The organism is Isoptericola sp. NPDC060257 (genome assembly GCF_042726645.1).
GTDB classification, from domain to species: Bacteria; Actinomycetota; Actinomycetes; order Actinomycetales; family Cellulomonadaceae; genus Isoptericola; species Isoptericola nanjingensis.
In genome coordinates this window covers 1-9,205 of the sequence record NZ_JBHXAW010000181.1, presented here as the reverse complement: position 1 = coordinate 9,205, position 9,205 = coordinate 1, and the positions used below count along the sequence as shown (strand labels likewise).

Annotated in this window: 9 protein-coding genes; 4 read left to right on the top strand and 5 right to left on the bottom strand. The window is 75.4% G+C overall.

The genetic code is table 11. The features are described 5' to 3' along the window. A partial coding sequence (locus ACFWEK_RS14625) for a CsbD family protein (RefSeq protein ID WP_430546356.1) occupies positions 1–172 on the bottom strand: 172 nt, incomplete at its 3' end. 110 nt (positions 173–282) lie between these two features. After that, on the bottom strand, positions 283–1,179 hold the full coding sequence (locus ACFWEK_RS14620; RefSeq protein ID WP_430554515.1) for an NAD(P)-dependent oxidoreductase: 897 nt from the start codon (positions 1,177–1,179) through the stop codon (positions 283–285). Between the two features lie 49 nt (positions 1,180–1,228). Between ACFWEK_RS14620 and ACFWEK_RS14615 the strand changes: the two genes are divergently transcribed. Then, positions 1,229–1,636 carry a MerR family transcriptional regulator gene (locus tag ACFWEK_RS14615; RefSeq protein ID WP_430546354.1) on the top strand — a complete coding sequence of 136 codons (408 nt, stop codon included), beginning with the start codon at positions 1,229–1,231 and terminating at the stop codon, positions 1,634–1,636. Here the strand turns inward: ACFWEK_RS14615 and ACFWEK_RS14610 are convergent, their stop codons facing one another. Next, positions 1,637–3,115 (bottom strand): amidase, encoded by a 1,479-nt coding sequence (locus ACFWEK_RS14610; RefSeq protein ID WP_430554514.1) that lies wholly within the window; start codon positions 3,113–3,115, stop codon positions 1,637–1,639. 86 nt (positions 3,116–3,201) lie between these two features. On the opposite strand from ACFWEK_RS14610, the gene ACFWEK_RS14605 reads away from it, so the two are divergent. The 3 genes from ACFWEK_RS14605 (at position 3,202) to ACFWEK_RS14595 (ending at position 7,548) form a co-directional block, all read left to right on the top strand. Beyond that, the gene (locus ACFWEK_RS14605) at positions 3,202–3,774 is read left to right on the top strand and encodes a GNAT family N-acetyltransferase (protein ID WP_430546352.1); all 573 of its coding nucleotides are present in this window, start codon (positions 3,202–3,204) and stop codon (positions 3,772–3,774) included. Between the two features lie 133 nt (positions 3,775–3,907). Beyond that, the gene (locus tag ACFWEK_RS14600) at positions 3,908–5,407 is read left to right on the top strand and encodes a peptide MFS transporter (protein WP_430554513.1); all 1,500 of its coding nucleotides are present in this window, start codon (positions 3,908–3,910) and stop codon (positions 5,405–5,407) included. A gap of 26 nt (positions 5,408–5,433) precedes the next feature. Beyond that, positions 5,434–7,548, top strand: coding sequence for a CocE/NonD family hydrolase (locus ACFWEK_RS14595; RefSeq protein ID WP_430554512.1), 2,115 nt, complete (start codon positions 5,434–5,436; stop codon positions 7,546–7,548). Between the two features lie 3 nt (positions 7,549–7,551). Here ACFWEK_RS14595 and ACFWEK_RS14590 read toward each other — a convergent pair whose 3' ends face one another. Together ACFWEK_RS14590 and ACFWEK_RS14585 are read right to left on the bottom strand one after the other, a co-directional pair. After that, on the bottom strand, positions 7,552–8,472 hold the full coding sequence (locus ACFWEK_RS14590) for an LLM class flavin-dependent oxidoreductase (RefSeq protein WP_430554511.1): 921 nt from the start codon (positions 8,470–8,472) through the stop codon (positions 7,552–7,554). Positions 8,473–8,555: 83 nt separating this feature from the next. Beyond that, entirely contained in the window at positions 8,556–9,098 is a 543-nt protein-coding gene (locus ACFWEK_RS14585) for an rRNA adenine N-6-methyltransferase family protein (RefSeq protein WP_430554510.1), read from the bottom strand. Positions 9,099–9,205: the final 107 nt, after the last annotated feature.

Here is a 9,205-nt window from a genome sequence, read left to right as displayed (position 1 = left end):
ACTTCTTGAACGCGTCCTTGGTGTCGTCGCCCGCCTGCTTGAGGTTCGCGCTGGCCTGCTGGGCCTTGCCCTCGGCCTCCTTGCTCTCGTCGCCGGTGAGCTTGCCCGTGGCTTCCTTGACCTTGCCTTCGGCCTCTTCCGCGAGGTGCTTGGCCTTGTCTCCCAGTCCCATCGGGGCTCCTTCCGTCATACGAACGACCTCGAAGACCGACCGTAGGCGCGTGCCCGCCGGCTCGCACGCCGACGTCTCAGGTCGTGGTCCTCCGGGTGGCGGCCGGCAGGTCAGGGCGCCGGGCGGCCGAACTCCTCGATCAGCACCGGGTACTGCTCGTGACCGTGGCCCGCGGCGACGCCACGGTCCGCCACGGCCTTGAGCAGTCTCGGCAGCTCGGTGCTCACGCCCAGCGCCTCGCTCTCCTCGACGAGGTGCGCCATCGCGCGCACATCCGTCTCGAGGGCGGAGGCCTCGGCCGGGAAGCTGCCGCTGTCGACCTGCTCCGCGTAGCCGGGCAGCCAACCGGCCACGCCCTCCGCGATCTGCCGGGCGAACGGCGCGAAGGCGGCGGCGTCCACCCCGGCCGTGCGGAGCATGGCGGTGCCGTGCAGCCACGCGTCGAGGACGCTCCACATCATCGTGAGGCCGGCCGCGTCGTAGAGGGATGCCAGCCCGGGGTCCTCGCCGAGGTGGGTGACGGTGCCGAGCGCCGCGAGCGTGGCCGCGTGCGCGTCGAAGTCCGCCCGGGGCCCGCTGTGCAGGACGACCGCGTCCGCCGTCCCGATCGCGGAGGGCACGGCCATGATCGCGCCGTCGAGGTATCGCGCTCCGCGTCGGGCGGCCCACCGGGCGGTCTCCCTGGCCTGCGAGGAGCTGCTGGACGTGAGGTTGACCAGCGGGGCGCCGGCGACGTCGACGCCGTCCTGGCCGATCAGCTCGCGCACGGCGGCGTCGTCGGTGAGGCAGACGATCGTCAGGGCGCCGGGACGCACCGCCGCGGCCGCCGAGGGCGCCAGGCGCGCGCCGTCCGCCACCAGGGCGTCGGCCTTGGCGGCGGTGCGGTTCCACACGGTGGTGGGGTGCCCGGCCCGGAGGAACGCGCCGGCGAGCGCGCGACCCATGAGGCCGAGACCGACGACGGAGACGGGGGCGGGGGGCGACGGCTTGTGGGTTCTGGTGACCATGGCAGCATCGTCGACGTTCATACCGGTGTGAAGGTCAAGGGGGAGCGGGATGCGGATCGGGGAGCTGAGCCGCCGCACGGGCGTGCGGACGCACCAGCTGCGCTACTACGAGGCCCAGGGCCTGCTGGAGGTCGCCCGGCGCTCGAACGGCTACCGCGAGTTCGACGAGGGGGCCGTGCTGCGGGTGCGGCAGATCCGGCACCTGCTCGACGCCGGCCTGTCGTCCGAGGACATCGCCTACGTCCTGCCGTGCGCGGTCGGCGAGGAGCCGCAGCTGCCCGGCTGTGTCGAGCTCCTGACCGCGATGCGCTCCCGCCTGCGGCGCCTGGAGGACCAGATGGCGAGGCTCGCCCGCTCGCGCTCGGCCCTGGCCGGGTACATCGCGGCGGCGGAGCGGGTGGGTGGCGAGAGCTACCCGCCGCTCGACGGCGCGGCGGCGGAGAGGATCCCCGCCTGATCACCAGGCCGGCGGGTGCCGGTCCGCCCAGCGCAGCCGGTCCTCGAGCTGGGCGGCGAGGGCGAGGAGCGTCGTCTCCCCGCCCGGCCGCCCGATCAGCTGCACGCCCATCGGCAGCCCGTCGTCGGTCCACCGCGTGGGCACGGTGATCGCGGGCAGGCCGGCCACGTTGAGCATCGACGTCCACGGCGTGTACTGGCACTGCTGCTCGAAGTTGCGCTCCGGGTCCTCGGGGTCGAACCAGCCGAGCGGGCGGGGCGTCATCGCGAGGGCGGGGGTGACGACGGCGTCGAACCGCGACACCTGCGCGACCAGCCGGCGCTCGAAGGCGGTCAGGGCGCGCAGCGCCTCCGCGAGCTCGCGCGCGGGCACCTGGCGGCCACGGCCGATGAGCCATCGGGTGAGCGGCTCGAGGCGGTCGAGTCGGGCGGGGTCGTCGAGCGGCACCGCGGACGCGCCCGCCATCCACAGGGTGCGGAAGGCCGGGCCGTACGTCGGGTCGGGCTCGAGGGACAGGCCGTCCACCTCGTGCCCGAGCCCGGTGAGCGTCGCCACGCCGGTGTCGAGCGCGGCGCGCGCGTCGTCCGACGTCGTGATGGCGTAGAAGTCGTCCCAGGCGGAGTCGGTCGTGACGCCGATCCGGAAGCGGCCCCGCACGTCCTCGCCGCCCTCTCCCGCCACCTCGCCGCGTCGGGCCGCGGCCAGGTACTCCCCGGCGCGGGCCGACGGCGCGCGCAGCGTCAGCGGGTGCGCCACCCGCCCGTCGGGCGTCCGGGTGAGCATCCCCTCGAGCAGCAGCGCGGTGTCCTCGGTGGTGCGGGCGAGGGGCCCGTCCACGACCAGACCGCCGAGCGACTCCTGCCCCGACCCCGCGGGGACGAGGCCGCGGCTCGGCTTGAGCCCGACCACCCCGCACGCCGCGGCGGGGATGCGCACCGAGCCGCCGCCGTCCGACCCGGGCGCGCAGGGCAGCAGGCCCGCGGCGACGGCGACGGCGGCGCCCCCGCTCGACCCGCCCGCCCCGAGCGACGGGTCCCACGGGTTGCGCGCCACCGGCCCGGCCAGCGGCTCCGTGTACGCGGGGAATCCGAGCTCGGGCGCCGTCGTGCGGCCGAGGCTCACCATGCCCGCGGCGTCGAGGACCTCGACGATCTCGTCGCTCACCGGCGCCACCACGGCGTCGTCGCCGGCGAAGGCGCGGGAGCCGAACCCGGCGGGCACGCCGGCCCGCAGCCACAGGTCCTTGTCCCCGCCGGGCAGCCCCCACAGCACGCCCCGGGCCTCCGCGCCGTCGCGCTCGAGGCGCGCCGCCCGCTCGCGCGCCGCCCCGGGGGTGACGCTGACGAAGGCCCCCAGCGCGTGGTTGGCGCGCTCGATCCGGGCCAGGAAGTGGTCGGCCACCTCGGTCGGCGTGAGCTCGCCCGCGCGCAGCAGGTCGCGCAGCCGGGCGGCGGTCATCTCGTGCAGGGCGTCGTCCATGACCCCCATCCTGCGCCGAGCATGCGGATGTGCTCGCAATGCGGCGCGAGAACGTGCCCAGGTGCATGGTCGGCGAGGATGGGGCGGTGACCCACGACCTCGTCCTCGCCGGCCACGGCGTGCGCCTGGAGCCCCTCGGCCCGCAGCACGCCGCGGCGCTGCTCCCCCTCGTCGACGCCGACCTCTGGTTCGGCATGACCTCGCCCGTCCCGACGACCGTCGCCGACCTCGAGGCGTGGATCGACGCCGGGGTCGCCACGCCCGGCACGATGGCGTTCGCCGTCGTGGGCGACGACGGCGCGGTCCGCGGGTCCACGCGCTTCTACGAGCTGGCCCCCGGGCCGCGCCGCGTGGAGATCGGCACCACCTTCTACGGGCGCGACTGGTGGGGCGGCACGACCAACCCCGCGTGCAAGCTCCTGCTGCTGCGGCACGCGTTCGAGGAGTGGGGGATGCGCCGCGTCGCGCTGCGCGCCGACTCGCGCAACATGCGCTCGTGCGCGGCCATCCAGCGCCTCGGCGCGAAGCCCGAGGGCGTGCTGCGCAAGCACCGCGTCGCCGCCGACGGCACGGTGGGGGACACCGCGTACTTCTCGATCGTCGACGACGAGTGGCCGGACGTCCGCGACGGGCTGCGGCGCCGGCTCGCGGCGGCGTGACGGTTCGACGGGTCCCACCGGCCGGGCGGTGAGACCCTGGCGGGAGGACGACAGGTAGGGTCGACGGCCGGCCCGGGCCAGGCGTGACGTGGCCGGCTCGCGGCCGGACCTGTCCCCGAACCCTGGAGAGCCTGTGACCACCGAGGACGCCGCCGCCGTCGAACCGAGACCCGAGCGCGAGCCGCACGACAGGTCGTTCTTCGGCCACCCGCGCGGACTGGCCACGCTGTTCAGCCTCGAGGTCTGGGAGCGGTTCTCGTTCCTCGGGATGCAGGCCATCCTCGTCCTGTACTTCACCGCGTCGGTCGCCGACGACGGCCTCGCGATGGAGCCCGGCAACGCGGCGTCGATCGCGGCCGGCTACGGCACGATGGTCTATCTGGTGTCCGTGGGCGGCGGCTGGATCGCGGACCGGATCCTCGGCTCCTACCGGAGCGTGCTGTGGGGCGGCATCCTCATCGCCGCGGGCCACTACACGATGGCGATCCCGGCGGAGTTCTCCACGTGGGTCGGCCTGGTGCTCATCAGCCTCGGCACCGGGCTGCTCAAGCCCAACGTGTCGACGCTCGTCGGCAAGCTCTACCGGACCGACGACGAGCGGCGCGACGCCGGGTTCGCGCTCTACTACATGGGCATCAACGTGGGGGCGTTCTTCGGCCCGCTGGTCACCGGGTGGCTGGGCGCGGAGGTCGGCTGGCACTGGGGCTTCTCCGCCGCCGCGATCGGCATGACGGCGGGACTGGTCCAGTACGTCGTGGGCCGGCGCGGCATCCCCGGCTACGGCCGCGGGGCCGAGGCGGCGCTGCCGCCCGACGTCGCGCGCCGCACGCGCTGGATCCTCGGCGGCTCGGCGGCCGCCGTCGTCGTCGTCCTGGTCGTCCTCGCCCTCGTCGGACGGCTCAGCGTGGACGGCGTCGTCAACGCCCTCACCGTGATCGCGATGGTCGCGCCGATCGTCTACTTCACGGTGATGTTCCGCAGCCCCCGCGTGACGGGCGAGGAGCGTGGGCGGCTGCGCCCGTTCCTCGTGCTGTGGATCGCGTCGGTCGCGTTCAACTTCGTGCTCTTCCAGGCGTACTCGGTGCTCATCCTGCTCGCCGAGGACCACGTGGACCGCACGATCTTCGGGTGGGACGTGCCCTCGTCGTGGTTCAGCTCCTACCTCGGCGCGGCGGAGGTGCTGGTCGCCCCGCTCGTCGCCGCGCTGTGGACCTGGCTCGGGCCGCGGCAGCCGCACGCCTCGAAGAAGGTCGCGTTCGGCGCCCTGCTCGGCGGCCTGTCCTACCTGGTCCTCGTCCCCGCCGTGAGCGGGCAGTCCGGCGACTGGCGGATCGCCGTCTGGTGGATGCTCGTCTCGCTGCTGCTGCTCGGCCTGGGCGACGTGCTGCTGCAGACCACCGGCCTGTCCGCCACGACGAAGCTCGCCCCGCTCGCGTTCTCCAGCCAGTCGATGGCGGTGTGGTTCCTGTCCATCGCGCTGGCCAACGGCATCCAGGCCCAGACGGTCCGCTTCTACGGCGAGGTCCCCGACGGGGTCTACTTCGCCGTCAACGGCGCCGTGCCCGTGATCGTCGCCGTCGTCGTCCTCGCCCTGTCGCCATGGATGAAGCGCACCATGCACCCCGTCCACTGAGCCCGCGCGACCTCCCGGAGGACACCATGCGATACGTCACCGACCTGCCCCACGAGACCCGCGTCGAGGACCACTGGATCCCCCTGGCGGACGGCACGCGCCTCGCGGCCCGCGTCTGGCGGCCCGTCGACCCCACGCCCGTCCCGGCGATCCTGGAGTACCTGCCCTACCGGCTGTCCGACTGGACCGCCCCCCGCGACGCCCAGCGCCACCCGTACTACGCCGGGCACGGCTACGCGTCGGTGCGGGTGGACATCCGTGGCAGCGGCAACTCCGACGGCTTCCAGGACGACGAGTACTCGCCCACGGAGCTCGCCGACGGGGTGGCCGTCGTGGAGTGGCTGGCGGCGCAGGACTGGTGCGACGGCGCGGTCGGCATGTTCGGCATCTCGTGGGGCGGCTTCAACTCGCTCCAGATCGCGGCGCTCGCCCCCGAGCCGCTCAAGGCGATCGTCACGGTGTGCTCCACCGACGACCGCTACGACAACGACGTGCACTACACGGGCGGCTCCGTGCTGGCCGTCGACATGCACGCGTGGGCTGCCACGATGCTCGCGTTCTGCTCGCGCCCGCCGGACCCGGCGTACGTGGGGGAGGGCTGGCGCGCGCAGTGGCTCGAGCGGCTCGAGCGCACGGAGCCGTTCGTCCACACCTGGCTGGACCACCAGACCCGCGACGACTACTGGCGGCACGGCAGCGTCATCGAGGACTACTCGCCGATCTCGGCCGCGGTCCTCGCCGTCGGCGGCTGGAACGACCCCTACCGCGACACGGTGCTCCGGCTCGCCGCGGCGGGCGACGACGGCGCCCTGCGCGCCCCGGTGCGCGGCATCCTCGGCCCGTGGTCGCACCAGTACCCCGACCGCGGCCTGCCGCCCGGGCCGGCCATCGGCTTTCTGCAGGAGACGCTGCGCTGGTGGGACCACTGGCTCAAGGGCGCCGACCGCGGCGTCCTCGACGACCCGCCGCTGCGCGCGTGGATCAGCGAGTCCGTGCCGCCCGCCACCGTCTACGACGAGCTGCCCGGCCGGTGGGTGGGCGAGCCGACGTGGCCGTCGCCGCACGTGCTCGCCCGCGAGCTGCCGCTCGTGGCCGCGGGCGCCGACGATCCTCCCGAGGGCGGCCTGCGGACGACGGCGCCGACGGTCGGAGCGCTCGCCGACGGGCACCCCGTCCCGACGTCGTGGCTGGTGGACTCGCCGTCGCACACGGGCGTGGACGCCGGCCGGTTCTTCCCGTTCGGCAACGACGCCGACCTGCCGCCCGACCAGCGGGAGGAGGACGGGCGGTCCCTCTGTTTCGACTCCGACCCGCTGACCGCCCCGCTGGAGATCCTCGGCCGGGCGCGCGTGCGGCTGCGGCTCACGTGCTCGGGGGAGAAGGGGCAGGTCGTGGCGCGGCTGTGCGACGTCGGGCCGGACGGCGCGTCGACGCTGGTCACGCGCGGCGTGCTCAACCTGTCCGCCCGGCACGGCCGCGACCGGGCCGTGCCGTGGACGCCGGGCGCCACCGAGGAGGTGACGTTCGAGCTCACCGGGACCGGCTACGCGCTGGCGCCCGGCCACCGGCTCCGCCTGGCGGTGTCCTCCGCCTACTGGCCGTGGGTCTGGCCGCAGCCGGGGGACGCCGTGCTCGCCGTCGCGGTCGGCGACGGCGCGCTGGAGCTGCCCGTGCACGACCGCGCGTCGTCGCACCCGCCCGTCGTCTTCGAGGAGCCCGAGCAGGCGCCGCCGCTCGGCGTCGTCTTCGGCGAGGCGGACGAGGCCCGCCCGGAGCGCCGGGTGGTGCGCGACGTCGCCGAGGGCCGGTGGCTGCTCGAGGTCGACCCGCGCTACGGCGGCACCCGCACCTACCCCGACGGGCTCGAGTTCACCGAGGACGCCCTCGAGCGGTACTGGATCGGCCGGGACGCCACGAGCGCGCGGACCCGCTCGGACTGGACCGTGCGGCTGCGCCGCGGCGCCGGCGGCCCGCTGCCCGCGGGGATGACCGACGGCTGGGACGCGAGCGTCGTCACCCGGTCGGAGATCACCTGCGACGAGCACGCCTTCCGCACCGAGAACGAGGTGGTGGCGCGCGACGGCGACGAGGTCGTCTTCGAGCGGCGGTGGACGCGGACGATCCCGCGCACCGCGGGCTGACGCCTACCGCAGCAGGGGCGCGACCTCCTCGCCGAGGAACGCCGCGAAGCCGTCGAGGTCCGGCTCGTCCAGGGTCGGCTGCGCGACGACGGTCGTGGCGCCGAGCGCGACGTAGCGGCGCAGCCCGTCGGCGACCTCCTCCGCGGACCCCCAGCTGGCGTGGTCGGCGAGCACGTCGTCGGACGTCGCGTCGACGTCCCACCGGGCGAGGGACCGGCGCAGCCGGTCGGCCGCGCCGTCCCCGGTGGCGACCTGGGCGAACGCGACCGTCCGGAACGGGTGCTCGCCCTCGGGCGCTGACCCGGCGACCGGCGGCAGGCCGGCGGCAGCGCGCCCCTCGTCCACGAGCGCGACCGCCCGACGGGCCCCGGAGACGCCCGAGTCGCCGTCGATGACCACCCCCTGGGCGACCTCGCCCACCAGCCGCAGGGTCTTCGGCCCCTTCGCCGCCGCGACGACGAGGGGCGCGACGGCGGGCGGCCAGTCGAGCGCGACGTCGTCGAGCGTCACGTAGCGGCCGGACGTCGTGACGCGCTCCCCGGCGAGCAGCGCGCGCAGGGCGGTGACCTGCTCCCGCATGAGCGTCAGCGGCGACGCGACGCGCGCCCCGACCTGGCCCATCCAGTCCTGCACGCCGTGCCCGACGCCCGGCACGAACCGGCCGGGGAACATGCCGTCGAGCGTCGCCGTCTCCATCGCCGTGAGGGCCACGTTGCGCAGCGGCAGCGGCATCACGCCGATCCCGACGCGCAGGTGCTCGGTGGCGCTCAGCATCGCCGCGGCCGCGGACGGGCCGGACTCGAGGAAGCAGTCCTCCCACAGCCACACCTCGTCGAGGCCGGCGGCCTCGGCGGTGCGGGCGAACGGGACGAACCGCGAGGGCGGGTTGCCGTAGGGCGCGAGGATGCAGCCGAGGGTCACCATGACCCGATCCTGCCCCAGCCCCGCCCGCCGAGGTAGTACCGGATCCCGCGAGGTAGTACTGCTCCTGCCGAGGTCGTCCCCGATCAGCGACGGCGGACGCGCAGGACGGCGGAGTCCACTCGCGGCGGGGGTCGGAACGCGCGCCGCGGCACGGGCGCGCCGACGTCGAGCACGAACCGGCGCGCGTGGCGCGCGCCCGGCGGGGCGTCGGCGAGCCTCCGCGCTGCGGCGCGCTGCAGCACGAGGTCGGCCGAGAGCAGCCGGTCGGTCCCGAGCAGGGCGCAGAGCAGCCCCGTGGACAGCTGGTACGGCGGGCTCGACACGACGCGGAACGGACGGCGCGGCAGGCGCAGGTCGGCGAGGTCGTGCGTCACGACCGTCACCGGGGCGTCGGCGAACCGGCGGCGCAGGGCAGCAGCGCGGCCGGGGTGCAGCTCGACCGCCAGCACGCGTGCGCCCGCATCGAGCAGCGGGCGGGTCAGCGCGCCGTCCCCGGCGCCCAGGTCGAGCACGAGGTCGCCCGGTCGCACGGGCGCCTGCTCGACGACGCGGGCGGCCCAGTCAGCGCGGAGCGGGTGCCATCCCCAGTCGCGTCGTGACGCGCGCGCCTGCCCGGACGCGCGCACGGCGGATCACCATGAAGATCGACATGCCCGCGACCTTACGAAGCGCCCCGCGGCGGCCGCACGGCTTTTCCGCCCAGACGCCGGACAGGCGGTCGACACCTCGGGCC